Source organism: Streptomyces sp. NPDC004752, assembly GCF_053601275.1.
This window is the reverse complement of sequence record NZ_JBSGBN010000139.1, coordinates 1-15797: the sequence shown is the minus strand read 5'-3', so window position 1 is coordinate 15797 and position 15797 is coordinate 1. Positions and strand designations below refer to the sequence as shown.

The window sequence follows — 15797 nt, the reverse complement described above, 5'->3', positions numbered from 1 at the left end:
CTGCGCTTGGTCCTCGACTAGCCCATGTCGGCGTCGACCGTCGGCCCGCACCTGGTCCCCCAGGCCGGGCGGGCGTCCACGAAGGCCGGCGACACCTACACCCCCGCCGCCGGTGACGTGGTGGTGGAGGTCGTGGCGGGCACGACCCGGCACTCGGTCGTCACCGTGGTCCGGCTGCACTGACCGGTGACCCTGCGGATCGGCAGCCGGGAAACTCTGAGCGGGTGGCGAGGGGCCCTTGGCAGAATCCGGCGTGTGGGAACAGCACAGCAGACATCGCGGCAGCACCTCATATCCCAGGTCCTGCTCACAGAGTTCACGGCGCCCGAGCCGAAGGACGGCAGCCTGCAGCTGCTCCCGTTCGACCTGCACAACCCCGGACGCGTGCACAAGCGGATGCCCACCAGCCGATGCGGCTGGGTCAAGGACTTCGTCGCCGTCGACTCCCCATCCGTTGAGGCACTGTGGGGCGACGTGGAGAGGCGCGTGCCCCCGGCGCTCGCCGCCGTGCACGCCGGCACTCCGTTCGCCGACCCTCTTCACGTGGACGTGCTGCGCGACCTGGTCGTGCTCCACTACGTCCGGTCGCTCCACTACCGCGACGTGCACACCGACTCGGTCGAGCGGGCCCGAACACGCCTGCTCGCCAAGGTGCTCACCCAGTACCCGGAGCAGCTGCGCCTCGAGGCACTGCGCGAGACGGGCCTGTATCTGTCCGGCCCGGCTGCCCTGGGCGCCTTCGCCGAACGCCTCATCGAACGGTCCACGGTTATGCGCGACCGCGAGAGCGGCAAGCTCTTCCGCACCAGCATCGAGGACACCTTCCACAAAATGCGGGACCTGGCGTCGACGCGGCGGCTGGAGGTGATCACGCCCGAGACGGGCCAGTTCCTGATCGGCGACAACCCGGCCCTGACCCTGTCCGTGAAGGAAAGCCGCACCATATACGGCATGGCGTTCGGTGACGCTCAGACCCTCATCCTTCCCATCGGCCCGAAGCACCTGCTGTCCCTGGGCCCCGAGGACATCACGCTCACCGTCCCCCGGTCCTTCGTCGACCGCCTCAACGCCGTGCAGATCCACGCCGCCGACCGCTACGTGTACCTGCACCCCGAGAGCGGCCTGGAACCGTTCGTGGAACGCGCCGCACAGCGACGGCTGGCCGGGGACCGCACCACCTGACAGGCGATCGTCACCGCTGTACCTCTGCGACGACCTACGGCATGTCCGCCTGCGTATCCGAGCCGACCGGCTGCCTCAAGTCCAGGTAACAGCGCAGCCGTACGCCGGGCTCGCCCGCGTCGCGGGTCGTCTGCTCCGCTGTCGCTGTCGCCCACCGGTCGGCGAGCAGCTGCTGGAAAGCCAGGGCGGTGGCGTCGTCGGCGGCCGCGACGTCAACGACGACCAGGCCCGGCTCACTTACGTGCACCTCGTTGATCGGGTCCATGTACGGCACTACGCCCGGGCGCCCGGGGAGAGTTCCGCCACTGTGGTGTCTTCACCCGACCGAGTGGCGGGCTGTCAGGGGCTGTCGCCGCCCCAGTCCCAGCGGGCCGGGTCGCCGGGGCGCGGGTCGTACAGCGCCCGGCCGCCGGGGCCGAACTGCCCGAGCTCCGTGAGGAGGGAGACGCCGTCGTCGATCTCCTCCGGCCTCCAGCCGGTGATGTCGAGCAGCAGTCCGTCCAGGGGTCCGCCCACGAGTTCGGCGTAGCTGCGTCCCGGCTTCGGGCCCGGGTGGTCGTGGTCGGCTCCGTAGATCCGGCCGCGCAGCAGCTGCTCATCGTCGCTGTCCATGCCCTCCAGCCTCGCAGCCGCCACCGACAACGAGGGCTTGCCCAGACGGCCCTGGGCAAGCCCTCGCGCTGCCAGAAGTGGCTTGCCCGGGTCAGCCGCGCCAGCGTCCGAGCCAGCCGCCGGCCTTCGAGTCCTGTGCCGCTTCCGCCTCCTGTTGCTCCTGCTCCTGGCGCTCACGTTCGGCCTGTTCCACCTGCCGCTCCGCCTCGAGCACGCGCGCCTTGCAGTCGTCGCACAGGTGCGGGTGACTGTCCCCGCGGCCCCAGTCGACCGCGATGCTGGCCTTCCACCGGTCGTCGGTGAACTTGGTCCCGCAGTCCGCGCACACCGGACGCTGAGCCTCGCGTTCGGCGGCTTCCTGCGCGAGACGGCGCCGCCCCTCTTCGGCACGGCGGGCGAGGCCGGCATCCCGGCGAGGGTTGCCGATCGCATCCCAGAGGTTCTGGTCGACGTCGCGGCCGAAGCGCCGAAACGCGGGCCCGGCCGGGCCGTGCTCGCGCAGCAGGTCCAGCGTGGTCGCCACGATCGGCATCTTCCCGTTGTAGATGCGGAAGCCGCCTTCGGCCCACTGGCCCTGCCAGTGCTCGCGGGTAAGTTCGGCGACCCGCTCCATCTGCGTCCGCGCGGTCCGCTTGCCGACCTGGTGGAAGACGAGCAGGACCGGCGGGTGCGTCGCGTCGCCCCACTCGGGAGCGGGGGCGGACCAGCGGGTGCGCCACATCGGCTTGTCCTTGCCGTCGGTGTCTTTCACCTTCCGGTGGAAGTGGCGCATGTACTTGTCGAACTTGGCCGCGATGATCGGGGCTTCTTCGGTGCAGTTGTCGGCCTCGATGAACAACAGCGGCAGCCCGGCCTCCGGGGCGGTGAGGACGATGTCGGCCCACGCACAGCCCACACCGGGGTTCCTCCAGGTGCCGGTCGCCGGGAGAGCGACCTCGGTGGCGTAGGAGGTGATGCTGCCGATTCCGTCGGAGGCGTCGACACAGGCCTGGGCGGCCGCGACGGCTTCGGCCGGCTCACCGGCCACCAAGGCGAGGTCGGGCTTCGGGCGGATCATCGCGATGACCGTCTCGTTGACCGTCATCGCGTGCGAGGCACCCGAGCGGCCCGCGCTCTTGGGCATGCCGCCCATCTCCTCCGGCCCCCGGTCCAACTCGAGGCCGGCGGCGGCCAGCCCGTCCTTGGTGAGCAGACGTACCTCCTCCCCGCCTCGGGTGCGGCCGCCGTCGACGGACAGGCCGTGCCGTCGCAGATCGTTGAGCGCGCCGCGATGGGATGCGGTGCGCGCCTCCTTCCGCTTGGCCGCCGTGTCCTTCGTGGTGTGCCGGTACGTCAGGTGCGGTGAGGACAGACGTTGGATCTGGTCCGCCGTCGCGGCCTTGAGCACCCCGAGCGTGCGCAGCGCATCGGCGCGGTGCCCGGTCGACGATCCCGCCTCGTTCGCCTTGCGCTTCGCCATCAGCCCCGCCCTCCCGTCGTCCGCGTCCGGCCACCGGCCGGGCGCCAGCCCCGCCCAGCCGCAGAGGGCACCAGGCGCGCCCTGAACCCGATGATCGCCTCCACCACTGACACCCCACCCCCACCTATTTCCCAGGGCTTGGTCAGTGAGAGGAGGAGAGAAGAGGGTTGTGACGACGCGCTGGAGCCTCGAAAAGCCGTGGTGGCCAGGGGAAATGCGGTCCGCGATCGTGCCGGGCACGGAAGTGGGTACGGCAGTGGGATCGCAAGCGCCGGCGGCAGGAGACCGCGGCGGCTTGCCCAGCCGACCAGCCCTGTCCACGCGGAGCGCGCGCCTCGGGCATCGGCGGTGCGGACAGAGTACGGCGGGCGCCTGTGTCGGGTCATCATCAGCGGTCTCTCCCTTGCGTCGTGGCGTCCTCCACCGGCCCTGTGACGGCCGGTGGCCCGCCCGCGCGAGGGTGAGCCACCCCCGATGGCTCGGTGGCCGCTGCATACCCCTCCTGCGGGCGCGTGGCGGCCATCGTGAACACCCACCCCTTGTCCGCGACCTGACGGCGGCCGATAGCGAAGTCGGTCAAGGAGAAACGTGCACTCCTGGCGGCCCGCGCCGAATCGGACAAGGGGTCCGTGGTCGGGCCGACCACGACTCGACAAGGGGCATGGTCGGCCCGACCACACTCGACAAGGGGGCCCGCTTCGACCCATTCAGCACCAGTTCGCACCGGTTTGGAGAGGGGGAGAGATCTCCGGCCTTTATCCACAGGGGCCCGGCGTGAGCATTCGGGTCAGTCGCCGTGATCGGCACGGCGACAGCCTGTTGAGGAGATCCGAATGCCGCACCTGGAGCAGTCCCGCACGCCGCTGACGCCCGAAGAGGTGGAGCTCGCCTTCGAGTACGTCCTGGCGATACAGGGCCACAGCGAGCACGGCGTTGCCACCATCGTCGATCGGACGGGGGCCGCTCCGGCGCCGTCCTACCTGTTGTTGCGGCTGGCTGAGGACATCATCCTGCCCGTCACAGACCTGGTGGCCGACGCCGATCCGTGCGCGGACTCCTTCGCCCTGGACGAGGTCGGGGGCGTCCTGCTGGCCACGCTGGAGGAGTGGACACAAGAGTGCGTCCCCAGCGCGATCTGGGGCCTCGCCAACACCATCATCCGGTTCACCGAGAACGTCCTGCGACAGGAGGGCGAGGACATCGTCAACACCCTGAAGACGATGCGCACCGAGCACCTGGAACGGGCCCGCACGGCGTAACCCTCGGGCGGTGCGCCTCGCCGGGTTTTCCCTTGACACGGCGCTGTGTCAAGGAAAAACGCGGCGGGTGCGCATCGGGTGGATGCGCAGCATCGTCCCCGTGGATGCCGAGCACTCTCACACGGTGTCGTCCACTCCACCGAGTGGGCTCCACTCAGTGGAGTGGATGCCGAGCACGGTGTCATCCACTCCCGGCCGGTGGACTCCACTCAGTGGGGAGGATGCCGGGCATCGTCGGCGTGCTCGGGTGCACGGCATCGGGTGCACTCAGTGGCCGGCCTCCCGGCCGCGGTGCGGTCCGGGGTCCTGTGGGCGGTGCGCCTGCTGGTCGTCCTGGCGCACCGGGTGCCCGTCGGCATCGTCCTGTTCGGCGTAGCGGTCCGAGCGGGTGCGGGAGTCGTCGGCCGCCTTGGCGAACGCGTCCTGGAGGTGGCGCAGCCGCTCGGCTGTGAGGTCGAGGGCTTCCACGTCCGTGCGGGACTCCCTCAAGGCCCGCAGCGCCGTCAGGTCGATCGCCTCCCCGCGTCCGGCTCCCGGCTCCTGGTCGTCGTGCTCGGGGCCGGAGGCCAGGGGCGCGAGCAGCTGCTCGGGCATCGCCGCCTGCTGGTGCGCCACGACGTCGTACGCCCGGCCCCGCACGGCGGTGGCGGTGGTTGCGGTGGTGCGCAGCTTCTCGCGGACCACCGCACCGGCAAGGACGGCCCGGTCGTAGTTCAGCTGGACGCGGGGTATCTCCCACTCCCCCGCCCTCTGGTCCGGGCGCCGGGGCGCAGTCGGCGCATCGGGATCAGCCGGGGGTCGCCGGTCCGGGTCGGGCGCGGGGGTCGGTGGGCGGCGCCGGGCGGGGAGGTCGGACAGGGCCCACCGGGCGGTGTAGAGGCGGTAGCCGGCCTCGAGGCCGCGCACGGTCTTCGGCTCGCTGATGTCCAGGCAGTGGGTGGAGATGGCGGCGGCCACGATTTGGTCGTCCAGGCCGGGGTCGCGGCGGCGGCCGCGCAGGACGAGGGCGAGGTGGCGGCGGGCTTCGGCGAGCAGGTGCCGGCGGTGGAAGCGGCCGCCGTCGTTCATCACGAACACAGTCGCGGCGACGTCGACGGCCGCCAGGGCGACGTCGACCACGGCGGCGACCCGGGCCCGGATCGCCGCGGCTGCGGCACGGGCGTACTCGAGAAGGGAGTTGATGACGTCGACGGCCACCCCGGAGGTGCGGATCGCGCTCTCCTTCCACTCCTTGCGCAGCTGCGCGAGCGGCTGGGTTTTCTGCTTGGGCGGGCGGGTCTTGCGGGCGGCGATCCCGTTCAGCTTGGCGCGGGCCCGTTCGGAGACCACGGGCAGAAACTTCAACTCGCCGTCGTCGTCGACGGCGGTCACGTACTCGTGCTCCAGGTCCTCGAGGCAGGCGGCGATCTGGTCGCTGCGCCGGGCGGTCCAGCGGATCAGCTCGTGCGGCACCCCGGCAATCTCCATCACCGGCCGGCGTCCCGGGGTGACGGTGCGCGGCTCGGTCGCCAGCCCCAGCGCCTCGCAGACCTCAGCGGCCACGAGCTCGTTGTAGAGCGCTGAGGCGGCCACGGTGTGCTCGTGCAGGGCCAGGGTGTGGATCGAGCCCCACTTCCCGTCCAGGCGCTGCCCCTTCACGGACAGCAGCAGATGGTCATGGAGCAGCGGCATCCCGGAGCGCGCCTCGTAGTGGCGGAAGCGCGCGGCGACCAGACCGCCGGGCGGCCGCACCCGGTAGATGCCGTCCTTGCCGTACCGGATCACGGCCACCTCGTCCTCGATCCACTCCAGCACCCGCTCGATCGCGCGCTCATGTGCGGCCTCGATCACCCGCCGGGTCTCCTCATCGCCCAGCGCCCACAGCAGGTAGATCGTCGGCTGCGGCCGGAAGACGAAGTCGACCCCGGTGACCATCACGCGGCGTCCGAGGGCGCCGGCCTTGAACGCCTTCTTCGGGGAGTCGCCCTGGGCGAGCCGGTCGGCCTCGATCTGGTCCGCGTACGGGTGGCGGCCTCGCTCGCCGAACAGGTTCCGCAGCTGCGCCTCGGTGACCTCCTCACCCGGCGCGAGTCCGAGCGCGGCCAGACCGCGGCCCATCCATCGTCCGGCCGGGACGCCGGCTTGCTCCTGGGCGGCGCGCAGCGGGGTGCGCGCGGGGCGGCGGCCGTCGCCGACAACGGTCTGGCGCAGGTAGTAGCGGTACATCTGACCGGCCCGGATGACCCGGATATCAACTGTCATGCAGACCACGCCACACGGCTCTGAACTGCGAGAAAAGGCCGATCAGCGGTACGTCCCGCCAGGCGGGAGCAGCGGCCGAACTTTCTTCTCAGGCGCCCGCCAGGCGGGAAGCGGCCCCGGGCCGGAAGCGAATGTCATCGCTCTCCGGCAGCCCACACATCACGACCCGGACGACACCAACACGCGCCACTGAGCACTACCGAGCACCAAGGACGCCACCACCAACGAGCACCGCCTACAGCAGCCCCCGGCACCCGCCAGGGGCTTCGTCGTGCTGCCCGGAGGAGACCACCGTGCCCACACCTGGGCGCCGGACGGGCGCGCTACGTGGTCGTACGGCCGGGAGGTAGTTGCCGGGGCCCGTCACATCGTGTGGCACCGGATCGGGACCCACAGCATCCTGGACCGGCCCCAGCTGACCCAGCTCCACCCACGACTCGTAACCCACCAACTCGGCACACGTCGCAGCCCAGTACCAGCCGGGAAAATTGCGCTGACCGCGGTACGACGGGAACGTCCGCGCCTGCCCGGCCGCCTCGAAACGCGCCGGCCACATCACCTCAAGCGGCCCCTCGTGCAGGTCACCGCGAGCGCCGACGTACTCCAGCCGGAAGTCCTCAATCTCCACCAGACACCCCCACCCGGCGCTGTCCATGTACGACGACCGTAGACAGCCAGGCGCGGCAGCGGCTCAGAAACAGCGAGACGGAACAGCAGATGGCCAAGGTTGACCGAGACACACAGCCAGATGGCTCGGATACACCGAGACTGGCCCGCCTTCAGCGAGACAGGTCACTCGTATCGATCGGGTGAAGCAGCGTCAAAGTTCACAGACCGGACGTCGCCGTTCGCGGCAGAGTCAGTATGGTGACGCAATGGCCTCTCCATACCCTGACGGAGACCGGGAAAAGGTGGCGTCCAAGCTCCCTCCGGCCCTCCAGCAAGAACTCAAGATCCGCTGTGCCGAACTCGGCTTGGACATTCAGGACGCCGCCACCACGGCCATCATCAGCTGGCGCAGCGGTAGCAGTTCCGTCCCCGAGGTGGACACCACAGGCGCAAGGTCGTTCTCCACGTGGCTGCCGACCGGCTTGTACGACGACTTCAAGGGGACCTGTACCGAACGCGATCTGTCGTTCATCCAGGGCCTCGCGCAGAGCATCCGGGCCTGGCTGGAGGACAACCCGTCCCCTAAGCAGGTCGGCCTTCCCGCCGCGCCGCGCCGGATCATCGTGTGCAATCAGAAGGGCGGTGTCGGCAAGACCACGATCTCCGCAGGCATCGCAGAGGCGCACGCTGAGACCGCAGGCATCGGAGCCAAATGCCTCCAGAATTTCGTGGGCGCTCTCACTGAGACCGAGCTTGAGCGGCTGAACCGCACTCGTGAGCAGCTTCTGGCGGTCATCGCCGACTACATGGCGGGCGGTCAGCGAGTCCTCCTAGTCGACTACGACCCGCAGCTCCACCTCAGCAACCAGCTCGGCATCCCACCCATTGCCGTAGGGGAAGACAGTCTGGTCACGCACATGACCGGAGATCCCAAGGGAGACATCGGGGAGCTGGTCGTCACCATCGACGATCCCCGGTTCGCAGGCCGGCTTCACGTCCTGCCGGGCACCCGGGAGGGTTTTCTGCTCGACTCCAAGCTGGCGCTCACGGCTGCTCAGTCCCGGGGATTCCAGAAGGAGTCAGCGCTTGAGCGTGCCCTGCACCCGCTTGAGGCCGACTATGACGTCATTGTCATCGACTCTCCGCCCAGCCTCGGACTCAGCATGGACGCTGGCCTCTACTACGGGCGCAGGCGGCCGAACGAGAAGGCGGGACGTTCCGGGGTGCTTATCCCTGTGCAGTCCGAGGACAGTTCTGCCGACGCCTACGAGATGCTCGTTGACCAGATCGGTGATCTGGAGGCCGACCTGCATCTTGAGATCGACCGGCTTGGCATCGTGGTGAACCTCTTCGACAGCCGTCGCGGCTACATCGCCACGTCGTCGCTTGAGGAATGGCACAACGTGGAGGACCAGAAGGTGATCGCCGTGGTGGACGATCTCAAGGAGCAGCGTGAGAGCGTCCGGCTCAAGAGACCGCTGCTGTCCTATGTGCCGGAGAGCAAGCAGGCTAACGTCATGCGGCTGATCGTGGCAGGAGCCGGTAAGTGAGCAAGAAGGATCAGCTGGGACGTGGTGCTTCGTTCCGGGGCACGTCCGAGCGCAGCGCCCGCCGGACCGCCATCGACCGAACTATCCACGGCGGTGATCCGGCCGACACTTCAGCCCTGACTGACCTGCCGGTCCCGGCGATAAGCGATAACCCGGACAACCCGCGCAATCATCTCCGCAACCTGGAAAGCACCGTTGAGTCGGTACGCGAGGTCGGTGTCATCCTGCCGATTGTGGTGGGCACTGTCGATGCATATGTCCGCAGCCGACCCGACCGCGCCGACGATCTGGCTCCTGGTTCCCAGTACGTGGTCATCGACGGCCACCGGCGTCTGGAAGCTGCACGCCAGGTCGGCCTGGCCACCATCCCCGTACGGGTGGACGATGCGCGGATGAGCACTGACGAGAAGCTTCTGGAGTCTGCGTTCATCGCGAACTACCACCGAGAGGGCATGACAGACCTCGAGGAAGCCCATGCGCTGAAGCAACTGGTCGATTACTACGGAGGCTCACAGACGAAGGCCTGCAAGCGGCTGTCCATGTCTGCCTCTACGCTCTCGAGCAAGCTGTCGCTTCTGAAACTGTCCCCTGAGTTGCAGAAAGACCTGATGACAGGGGAGCGGAAGACCGAGCACGTCCGCAACCTGAGCAAGCTGCCGCCGGAAGCTCAGAAGGCCAAAGCGAATGAGCGAGCCGAGGCGTCACAGCGCAGGTCACGAACCCGGCACGCACCGGTCGCTAAGACCACAGATTTTCACGGCGTGAAAAATAACGACGCGGTAACGGTCAATTCGCAGGGCGCACCGCCGGTCGCCACCAACAGGCAGGCCGCGCACGAGGAAGCCATCCCGGAGCAGCGGGACACGGACGCTGGCGCGAGCCAGGAGGGTCAGACCGCGCTGAAGAAGTTCCCGTACCACGACGGGGCGGAGGCAGCGATCCTGCTCCTGCACAAGATGCCACCGGAAGAACGCGACAAGGTCTTGGAGATGCTCCTTCGGGACCGTGAGGAGCGCCGGGTGAACTCCAACTGATCGCAGCGCCCTGAAACGCAAGAAGGCCCGTACTCCCAGCGAACGCGCGGGGAGTACGGGCCTTCGTCATGCTCAGTCGCGTGTGTCAGGGCGCCCAGGTGGCGGGCGCCCCTTCGTCAGGGTTGGGGATGCCGGCGGCGGTCACCGGGGCGGTTGGGTGCCGTATGGCGGTGATCGGGACGGCGCCGGGCTCGGTGGGTGGCGCCCACAGCATGCGCCAGGTCTCATCCCACTCGCACCCACAGCCGTGATCAGGGTGCGGGTGTCGTAAGAAGACGCCGTGTGTGAGGACGGCGCGCGGGATGCGGGGGATGAGCACTGAGGGGCCGTCGCCGGGGTACAGGTGCAGGTTCCGCCAGCTGTGGACTCGGGCCATGTAGGCGGCTGCGGCCTCGATGGTGTCGGCCCACCGCTGGTGACCGAGCACGAGGAACGCGATCGGGTACAGGTGGTCGTCGGTGGGGTCGTCGATCCCGGTGACGTGGAGGCCGTGGTGGGCGATGAACCCGCTGTCGGCTGCGTCGTCGGCGCAGGGCGTCCAGAGCTGTTCGACGGGGTGCATCGTGCCGTCGTCGCCCTCGCTGGTCTCGATCTCGTACAGGGCCCTGGTGGTCACGCGTTCACCCCCGCGACGGCGTCGGCCAGGAGCGCGGTGACGTCGGCCTCGTACGGGTCGGCGTAGCTCTCGTGGTCGCTGACGTCGAACGGCGTGCCCTTCGCGGTGACCGTGAACCCGGGGATGACGGTGGCAGCCTTCCCGGCCAGCTCGGTGTTGAGGCGGTCGGCGTCGCGGGAGGCGAGCCAGGTCTGGGTGTACGGGCCGAGACGGAGCAGGGTGTAGCCGGTGTTGTCCTGTCGGCGGGCTTCGACGTGGACGGCGTAGTTCGCCGGCGGCATGCCGACGTCGTCGGGGAGGTTCAGGCCCGCTGCGGCGTGGGTGAGGACTGCGAAGGCCGGGTTCCAGACGCCGATGATCGCGTTCGTCTCGCAGCGCAGCCATCCCTTGCCGGTGTAGCCGAGCTGGTGGCCGTGGAGGTAGGCCGCGGCGTGCGGGGTGTCGGGGTGGACCAGGGCGACGGCGATGAGGTCGGGGCCGTGGTCGTCGCCCGGTCGGGTGTGGGCGCGCTCGATGAACGGGCCGACCCGGACGGCGATGTCCTGGCCTGCGCCAGGCGTCCAGAACTCCGTGTCGCGCAGGGCGGCGAGCAGCGCGCGGAACTGGTCGACGGCGGCCTGGTCCTCGGGGGTGAGGGCGCCGGGCGCGTGGCCGCAGCGGCGGAAGAGACGCTTCATCGGGTGGCCTCCTGCTTGTCGGTGGGGCGGGTGGTGCCGTTGTCGGGTGTCTTGAGCACGCGCGGCAGATGGCGGTGAAGGTGCTCGACTTCGACTTCGCGGCCGCGGTCGCGAAGTGCTCGGGCAAGGAGTTCGGTGAGGCCGCATGCACGGTGCTTGCCGCCTGCGCAGCCGACTGCAATGCGGTGGGGGCCGGCGGGAAGGTTCGCGTAGTCGGCGAGGTTGGCGAGCAGCTCGCGGGCGCCGGGGGTGTTCAGGACGACGTCCTGGACGCGGGGGTGGAGGCCGTCGAGGTCGATGATGTCGCGGGCGGCGGCCGGGTCGCGGAGCCGGTCGCGGACGTCCTCGATCCGGTCGGCGGCGGGCGGGACGGGCTGGCCGTCCGGGCCGGTGGGCAGGTGCAGGTAGCCGAACGAGATCAGACGGATCGGATGCAAGGGTGCCTCCTGCTCGGTGGTGAAGGGCTGGAACATGCGGAGCGCCGCGCCCGGCCGGGAAGGGCGGGGTGCGGCGCTCCGGGGTGGGTGGCTACGGGGTGGTGGTTTCGGTGACCACGAGGAACTGATCGCTGCCGAGGTCCATCACGACCCGGGCGTCCGGCCTGCCTTGGGAGCGCTGAGCGGCGGCGTACTCTTCCGCCGGCCAGGAGCCGCGGGGGCCTTCGGCGGGGAACCGCTCCAGGACCGTGCGCTGGGGCTGGGCGGGCATCAAGTTCGCCTCCCTTCGGGAGTGGCTGGTGGTCACGGGTCGGTTTCCTCGGGGGCGGGGACGTCGCCGAACATGTCGTCCATCGCCCGTGTGACGGCGGGCCGGTGTTCGGGCCGTGTCGCGTTGAGGACCGTGTTGGTGAGGCCGGTCAGGTCGATGTCCTCGAACAGCTCGGTCAGGTCCGCAATGGTCTCCGGGTCCAGGGCGGCGCCGTCGGGGCGTTCGCTGTCCAGGTAGCAGCTCATGGCGTCGAGGTAGTCGGCGAGCCGGTGGGCCATGGCCGGGGTGACGTCGAAGCTGTGGCAGTGCTCCAGGCCCGAACCAAGGGCCCCGGTCGGGCTGATGTGGATGCGGATGCTCTGCCCGGGACCGGGGGCGGCCTGTCCGAAGCCGGTGAGGGCTTCAGCGAGAGCAGCGATGGCACTGTTGCGGTCCGCGTCCGCGTCTGCCGCGGTCGCGGTGTCTGCGTCATCCCCGTCTGCGTCCAGCACGGGTGCTTCCCAGAGCACTTCGAGGGTGTCGGCGTGCAGCTGGATGATCCCGTCAGCGGTGTCCGGGAGTGTGAGGTGGCCGGTGACGCGCAGCAGGTCGCCGGGCTGCCGCTCGGTGAGCAGGGCGTGCGCGATCTCCGGCTCCATGGTGGTGCAGGGAATGACCGCTTCTTCCACCAGGTGGTCGGTGCCGGCGGAGCAGTTCAGCCGCCAGGAGGCGGTGCCCTCACGGTCGCCGGGTTCCGGGTCGGCGGCCAGGTAGCCGTCCAGCGCGAGCGGGATGGCGTCCATCAGCTTGCCTCCGCCAGGTTGGTGGTGCGGTGGGCGGCGTTGTAGGCGTCCATGACGGCCTTGGCCGGGTTGCCCCGGTCGGCGACCTGGTGGCCGTTGGCGCGCGCCCACGTGCGGATCGCGGCCAGCTCTTCTTTGCTGCGCTTGCCGGTGGGAGCCGCCGGTGTCGGGGCGGGAGCCAGGGGCGTGGCGTCCTGTACCGCCGTGGCGGCGTGACCGCCGGCCTTCACCGCGCGCAGCTGCGCCTGCGCGGCCTCGAGTTCGGCCTTGGCCTTGGCGACGCGTTCCTCTGCCTGGCGCTGGGCGGCGTCGGTGGCGCGGCGCTCGGTCAGCTCGGTGAGATCGCTGCGGACGCGGGCGGCCCGGTTGCGGATGCTGGCGGCGGGGTGGTTCTCCGCCCAGGAGAGCAGGGCCTCGATCCCGTCGGTGTCCGCCGTGCCGTCGGACGCCAGGACCGCCATCTGCGGGGTGCTGGTGCTGTCGTCCGTGTCCAGGGCGGGGACGGTGGTGGGGTCGGGCAGGGCGGCGTGCTTCACGGCTTCGGCGAGTTCGCTCTCCGACAGTCCGAGCGTGCTGCGGACGTGCTCGGGGCTGTCGCCGTTGTTGAGCATGGAGGCGGCCGTGGCGGTGAAGGCGTTGACGGTCATGGAGTCTCCGGTGGGGGTGTCAGGGCTGGTGAGGTGCGGAAGCAGCCGCACCAGGTCGTCTTCGGCGCAGGGCAGTCCGAGGGCGCCCAGCAGGTCGGCGAGGTCGTCCTTGTCGCGGGCGTGGTGGGCGACCACCACGGAGGCGGCGGTGTTCTGGTCGCTGCCGAGTGGTGTGAGTTCGAGGGCCTCGGCTTCGAGGGCCTCTTTCATGTCGGTGAACATGACTGGCCCTCCTACGCGGCGGTGGTGCGGGGCTTGCGCTGGGCGATGTCCAGCAGCTCGCGGTTGCGCTTCTGCTGGTCGGGCGTGAGCGGCCGGGCCTTCGCGCCGTGGCGGTGCCACAGCGGGGAGGCGGGCGGCTCGGGGTAGGCGAGGGCGTGGTCGACGTCGCGTTGGGTGTTGCTCATGGGAACCTCCAGGTGGAGGGGTTCAGGCGTGGTCGTCGTCGCGCCGGCGTTTGGCCTGGATGTCGGAGGCGAACCTGCCGAGGCGGGCCTCAACGGGGTTCGCGGCGATCCAGTCCTCAGCGCACGCCTTGTGTACGGGCTCCCCGGAGTGGGAGCGCGTGGGCGTGGGCTTGTCGCACAGCGCGCAGGGGCGGTCCTGCCAGCGGTCGAAGTGCTGGCTGTCGCGCCAGTCGAGGAGAGCGCCGGGAGCCGGGACGCAGCCCGGCTCGAACAGTGGCTTCTTGCCTCGGGTGCGGGTCACGGCCGGAAGTCGGGCAGCTGCTGGAACACCTGCGCCAGCAGGTCCGGCGTCGGCTTCCAGGCCGGAAGCGCGCCCGTGGCGGGTACGGGCAGGGCGAGCTCCTGGACGTCGGCGAGGACCAGGTGGTGCGCGCCGCGCTCCGCCCAGGGGCTGGTGCACTTCTCGGGCCCCTGATCCGGGTGGCAGCCGGTGAGGCGGGCGACGCCGATGACCGCACCGAGGTGCAGTTCGCGGCCGCGGATCGCGGTGGCGACCAGCGGGTCGCGCAGCACGGCGGGCTCCGGCTTCTTCTTTCCGGCGTGGATCAGGACCCAGCCTTGCCACGGCCAGTTGACGGGCCTGTTCTCCGGGTTCTTCCCGGCGAGGATGCAGGTCGCCCAGGGCTGGCGGATCGTGATGCCGCGGATCCAGTCGCCCTCGGGCAGGGTGACCATGCTCATGCGGCTCGCCCCCATAGGCTCGTTCCCGGGCGGCCGGCCCGGCGCCCGTTGACGGACGGGACCGTGACGTGCGCGGCGGTGGCGAGGACCGCGCGATTGGAGTGCTTGCCGTCGTACAGGGCGGCGTCGGCGGCCCGCTGTAACAGGCTCAGGTCGCGGGTGCCGAGGACGTCGGTGGTCGCGGCGCCGACCGAGGCGGCGACGTCGACGGTGCGGCCGTCGTCCAGGACGACGGGGGTGTGCAGCATGCGGACCAGCTGTGCGAGGCGCTGCTCCAGGCGCGCGGCGGGCAGTTGGAGGACGACGGCGAACTCATCGCCTCCGAGGCGGCCGACGGACGCCCGCGGGCCTGCCCACGCGGTGAGCCGGGCGGCGGTGGCGGCCAGGACGGCGTCTCCGGCCGGGTGTCCGAAGTCGTCGTTCACGGCCTTGAAGTGGTCCTGGTCGATCATGACCACGGCCAGGTCGTCGTGGCGGGCCAGGAGCCGGCGGGCGCGGGCGGTGTAGGCGTCGCGGCGCAGCAGGCCGGTCAGCGGGTCCTTCCGGGTGGCTGCGAGTTGCCTGTGCAGGGCGACGGCATGCACGGCCCAGCCGGTCAACGGCAGGGCGGCGGTGGTCAGTAAGAGTGCGCGCTGCCCGATTCGGGCCTGCACGCGCAGGACGGAGTCCATACTGGGGATCTCCCTCTCGTCTCGTACGGGGTGGGTGGGCCCGGGACAGGCGGTTGGTTTCCACGCCTTGGCGCCTGTCCCGGGGCAGAGCTACAGCTCGAAGTCGCCGTCGTCGGCGCGGGTCCAGCTGTACGGGTTGTGCCAGAGGCCGGCCGTCGCGGCGGGCCACTCCATCTGCCAGCCGGGCCGAAGCCCGCTGACTCCCCAGCTGTCCGGCTGCTTGCCGGGGATCTCGTGTCCGGCCGTGTGCGCGGCGAGCGCGGCGTCGTACACCTCGTGTGCGCGGCGCAGGGCCGTGGTGGGGGAGTCTGCCTCGCCGGTGAAGACGTGCAGACCCCGGCAGGCCGGGTTGGTGGTGTCGTGTATCGGGACGTCTACCTCGTAGAACTCGCGGTTCGGCATGACGACCCATCTCCTTCCTTGCCTGGTGCGTGAGGGGCCACCGCGCCGCCCTGGCCTCACTGGCTAGGCGGCGTGGAAACCCGTCGCGGTCACGGCGGAGGTGGTGCCCGGGTCGAGGATCGCGGCGAATGCCTCGTAGATGGCCTGCTTGCCGCCGTTGGTGACCAGGATCTGCGACGGATCGACCTCGTAGTTCGAGT

21 protein-coding genes are annotated in these 15797 nt (G+C 70.2%); 5 read left to right on the top strand and 16 right to left on the bottom strand.

The genetic code is table 11. The features are described 5' to 3' along the window. Positions 1-24: 24 nt before the first annotated feature. Both ACWEKM_RS38290 and ACWEKM_RS38285 read left to right on the top strand, forming a co-directional pair. The gene (locus tag ACWEKM_RS38290; RefSeq protein WP_398433403.1) at positions 25-183 is read left to right on the top strand and encodes a hypothetical protein; all 159 of its coding nucleotides are present in this window, start codon (positions 25-27) and stop codon (positions 181-183) included. Positions 184-255: 72 nt separating this feature from the next. Further along, the gene (locus ACWEKM_RS38285; RefSeq protein ID WP_451625905.1) at positions 256-1182 is read left to right on the top strand and encodes a DUF4238 domain-containing protein; all 927 of its coding nucleotides are present in this window, start codon (positions 256-258) and stop codon (positions 1180-1182) included. A 34-nt stretch (positions 1183-1216) separates the two neighbouring features. Here the strand turns inward: ACWEKM_RS38285 and ACWEKM_RS38280 are convergent, their stop codons facing one another. From ACWEKM_RS38280 to ACWEKM_RS38270, 3 genes are all read right to left on the bottom strand, one after another. Further along, positions 1217-1447: a DUF6207 family protein gene (locus ACWEKM_RS38280; protein WP_451625904.1), complete on the bottom strand. Its 231-nt coding sequence runs from the start codon at positions 1445-1447 to the stop codon at positions 1217-1219. 74 nt (positions 1448-1521) lie between these two features. Then, positions 1522-1794 carry a hypothetical protein gene (locus ACWEKM_RS38275; protein WP_060886185.1) on the bottom strand — a complete coding sequence of 91 codons (273 nt, stop codon included), beginning with the start codon at positions 1792-1794 and terminating at the stop codon, positions 1522-1524. Between the two features lie 91 nt (positions 1795-1885). Then, positions 1886-3253, bottom strand: a complete 1368-nt coding sequence (locus ACWEKM_RS38270) for a replication-relaxation family protein (RefSeq protein ID WP_451625903.1) — start codon at positions 3251-3253, stop codon at positions 1886-1888. 833 nt (positions 3254-4086) lie between these two features. Here ACWEKM_RS38270 and ACWEKM_RS38265 point away from each other — a divergent pair. Continuing rightward, positions 4087-4512: a hypothetical protein gene (locus ACWEKM_RS38265; RefSeq protein WP_451625902.1), complete on the top strand. Its 426-nt coding sequence runs from the start codon at positions 4087-4089 to the stop codon at positions 4510-4512. A gap of 267 nt (positions 4513-4779) precedes the next feature. On the opposite strand, the gene mobF is transcribed toward ACWEKM_RS38265, so the two are convergent. Both mobF and ACWEKM_RS38255 read right to left on the bottom strand, forming a co-directional pair. Beyond that, positions 4780-6753: a MobF family relaxase gene (mobF, locus tag ACWEKM_RS38260; protein ID WP_451625901.1), complete on the bottom strand. Its 1974-nt coding sequence runs from the start codon at positions 6751-6753 to the stop codon at positions 4780-4782. Between the two features lie 235 nt (positions 6754-6988). Then, complete coding sequence (locus tag ACWEKM_RS38255; RefSeq protein WP_451625900.1) at positions 6989-7408, bottom strand: hypothetical protein; 420 nt, start codon at positions 7406-7408, stop codon at positions 6989-6991. Positions 7409-7628: 220 nt separating this feature from the next. Here ACWEKM_RS38255 and ACWEKM_RS38250 point away from each other — a divergent pair, with 220 nt between their 5' ends. Both ACWEKM_RS38250 and ACWEKM_RS38245 read left to right on the top strand, forming a co-directional pair. Further along, entirely contained in the window at positions 7629-8912 is a 1284-nt protein-coding gene (locus ACWEKM_RS38250) for a ParA family protein (protein WP_451625899.1), read from the top strand. Continuing rightward, positions 8909-9946 (top strand): ParB/RepB/Spo0J family partition protein, encoded by a 1038-nt coding sequence (locus tag ACWEKM_RS38245; RefSeq protein WP_451625898.1) that lies wholly within the window; start codon positions 8909-8911, stop codon positions 9944-9946. Before ACWEKM_RS38250 ends, ACWEKM_RS38245 begins: the two co-directional genes overlap by 4 nt. An 85-nt stretch (positions 9947-10031) precedes the next feature. Here the strand turns inward: ACWEKM_RS38245 and ACWEKM_RS38240 are convergent, their stop codons facing one another. The 11 genes from ACWEKM_RS38240 to ACWEKM_RS38190 all read right to left on the bottom strand — a co-directional run bounded on the left by ACWEKM_RS38240 (position 10032) and on the right by ACWEKM_RS38190 (position 15597). Beyond that, positions 10032-10562 (bottom strand): hypothetical protein, encoded by a 531-nt coding sequence (locus tag ACWEKM_RS38240; protein WP_451625897.1) that lies wholly within the window; start codon positions 10560-10562, stop codon positions 10032-10034. Next, on the bottom strand, positions 10559-11239 hold the full coding sequence (locus ACWEKM_RS38235) for a hypothetical protein (RefSeq protein ID WP_451625896.1): 681 nt from the start codon (positions 11237-11239) through the stop codon (positions 10559-10561). The genes ACWEKM_RS38240 and ACWEKM_RS38235 overlap by 4 nt, the downstream gene beginning before the upstream one ends. Beyond that, on the bottom strand, positions 11236-11712 hold the full coding sequence (locus ACWEKM_RS38230; protein WP_451625895.1) for a RapZ C-terminal domain-containing protein: 477 nt from the start codon (positions 11710-11712) through the stop codon (positions 11236-11238). Before ACWEKM_RS38230 ends, ACWEKM_RS38235 begins: the two co-directional genes overlap by 4 nt. 55 nt (positions 11713-11767) lie before the next feature. Next, a complete protein-coding gene (locus tag ACWEKM_RS38225) occupies positions 11768-11947 on the bottom strand; it encodes a hypothetical protein (RefSeq protein WP_451625909.1) in 180 nt (59 codons plus the stop codon). Between the two features lie 32 nt (positions 11948-11979). Further along, positions 11980-12729 (bottom strand): hypothetical protein, encoded by a 750-nt coding sequence (locus ACWEKM_RS38220; protein ID WP_451625894.1) that lies wholly within the window; start codon positions 12727-12729, stop codon positions 11980-11982. After that, positions 12729-13598, bottom strand: coding sequence for an Lsr2 family DNA-binding protein (locus ACWEKM_RS38215; protein WP_451625893.1), 870 nt, complete (start codon positions 13596-13598; stop codon positions 12729-12731). The genes ACWEKM_RS38220 and ACWEKM_RS38215 overlap by 1 nt, the downstream gene beginning before the upstream one ends. An 11-nt stretch (positions 13599-13609) precedes the next feature. Further along, positions 13610-13783, bottom strand: a complete 174-nt coding sequence (locus tag ACWEKM_RS38210) for a hypothetical protein (RefSeq protein ID WP_451625892.1) — start codon at positions 13781-13783, stop codon at positions 13610-13612. 22 nt (positions 13784-13805) lie between these two features. Continuing rightward, positions 13806-14084 carry a hypothetical protein gene (locus ACWEKM_RS38205; RefSeq protein ID WP_451625891.1) on the bottom strand — a complete coding sequence of 93 codons (279 nt, stop codon included), beginning with the start codon at positions 14082-14084 and terminating at the stop codon, positions 13806-13808. Continuing rightward, complete coding sequence (locus tag ACWEKM_RS38200) at positions 14081-14524, bottom strand: hypothetical protein (protein ID WP_451625890.1); 444 nt, start codon at positions 14522-14524, stop codon at positions 14081-14083. The genes ACWEKM_RS38205 and ACWEKM_RS38200 overlap by 4 nt, the downstream gene beginning before the upstream one ends. After that, positions 14521-15195 (bottom strand): GGDEF domain-containing protein, encoded by a 675-nt coding sequence (locus ACWEKM_RS38195; protein ID WP_451625889.1) that lies wholly within the window; start codon positions 15193-15195, stop codon positions 14521-14523. Before ACWEKM_RS38195 ends, ACWEKM_RS38200 begins: the two co-directional genes overlap by 4 nt. A 90-nt stretch (positions 15196-15285) precedes the next feature. Beyond that, positions 15286-15597: a hypothetical protein gene (locus tag ACWEKM_RS38190; protein ID WP_451625888.1), complete on the bottom strand. Its 312-nt coding sequence runs from the start codon at positions 15595-15597 to the stop codon at positions 15286-15288. Positions 15598-15797 lie beyond the last annotated feature (200 nt).

What these genes read in the sequence shown, in the direction of transcription:
- ACWEKM_RS38210 (WP_451625892.1), bottom strand. Translation starts at nt 13,783, where the DNA reads ATGAGCAACACCCAACGCGACGTCGACCACGCCCTCGCCTACCCCGAG.
- mobF (WP_451625901.1), bottom strand. Translation starts at nt 6,753, where the DNA reads ATGACAGTTGATATCCGGGTCATCCGGGCCGGTCAGATGTACCGCTAC.
- ACWEKM_RS38235 (WP_451625896.1), bottom strand. Translation starts at nt 11,239, where the DNA reads ATGAAGCGTCTCTTCCGCCGCTGCGGCCACGCGCCCGGCGCCCTCACC.
- ACWEKM_RS38225 (WP_451625909.1), bottom strand. Translation starts at nt 11,947, where the DNA reads ATGCCCGCCCAGCCCCAGCGCACGGTCCTGGAGCGGTTCCCCGCCGAA.
- ACWEKM_RS38280 (WP_451625904.1), bottom strand. Translation starts at nt 1,447, where the DNA reads ATGGACCCGATCAACGAGGTGCACGTAAGTGAGCCGGGCCTGGTCGTC.
- ACWEKM_RS38195 (WP_451625889.1), bottom strand. Translation starts at nt 15,195, where the DNA reads ATGGACTCCGTCCTGCGCGTGCAGGCCCGAATCGGGCAGCGCGCACTC.
- ACWEKM_RS38255 (WP_451625900.1), bottom strand. Translation starts at nt 7,408, where the DNA reads ATGGACAGCGCCGGGTGGGGGTGTCTGGTGGAGATTGAGGACTTCCGG.
- ACWEKM_RS38215 (WP_451625893.1), bottom strand. Translation starts at nt 13,598, where the DNA reads ATGTTCACCGACATGAAAGAGGCCCTCGAAGCCGAGGCCCTCGAACTC.
- ACWEKM_RS38230 (WP_451625895.1), bottom strand. Translation starts at nt 11,712, where the DNA reads ATGTTCCAGCCCTTCACCACCGAGCAGGAGGCACCCTTGCATCCGATC.
- ACWEKM_RS38270 (WP_451625903.1), bottom strand. Translation starts at nt 3,253, where the DNA reads ATGGCGAAGCGCAAGGCGAACGAGGCGGGATCGTCGACCGGGCACCGC.
- ACWEKM_RS38200 (WP_451625890.1), bottom strand. Translation starts at nt 14,524, where the DNA reads ATGAGCATGGTCACCCTGCCCGAGGGCGACTGGATCCGCGGCATCACG.
- ACWEKM_RS38290 (WP_398433403.1), top strand. Translation starts at nt 25, where the DNA reads ATGTCGGCGTCGACCGTCGGCCCGCACCTGGTCCCCCAGGCCGGGCGG.
- ACWEKM_RS38190 (WP_451625888.1), bottom strand. Translation starts at nt 15,597, where the DNA reads ATGCCGAACCGCGAGTTCTACGAGGTAGACGTCCCGATACACGACACC.
- ACWEKM_RS38220 (WP_451625894.1), bottom strand. Translation starts at nt 12,729, where the DNA reads ATGGACGCCATCCCGCTCGCGCTGGACGGCTACCTGGCCGCCGACCCG.
- ACWEKM_RS38250 (WP_451625899.1), top strand. Translation starts at nt 7,629, where the DNA reads ATGGCCTCTCCATACCCTGACGGAGACCGGGAAAAGGTGGCGTCCAAG.
- ACWEKM_RS38275 (WP_060886185.1), bottom strand. Translation starts at nt 1,794, where the DNA reads ATGGACAGCGACGATGAGCAGCTGCTGCGCGGCCGGATCTACGGAGCC.
- ACWEKM_RS38265 (WP_451625902.1), top strand. Translation starts at nt 4,087, where the DNA reads ATGCCGCACCTGGAGCAGTCCCGCACGCCGCTGACGCCCGAAGAGGTG.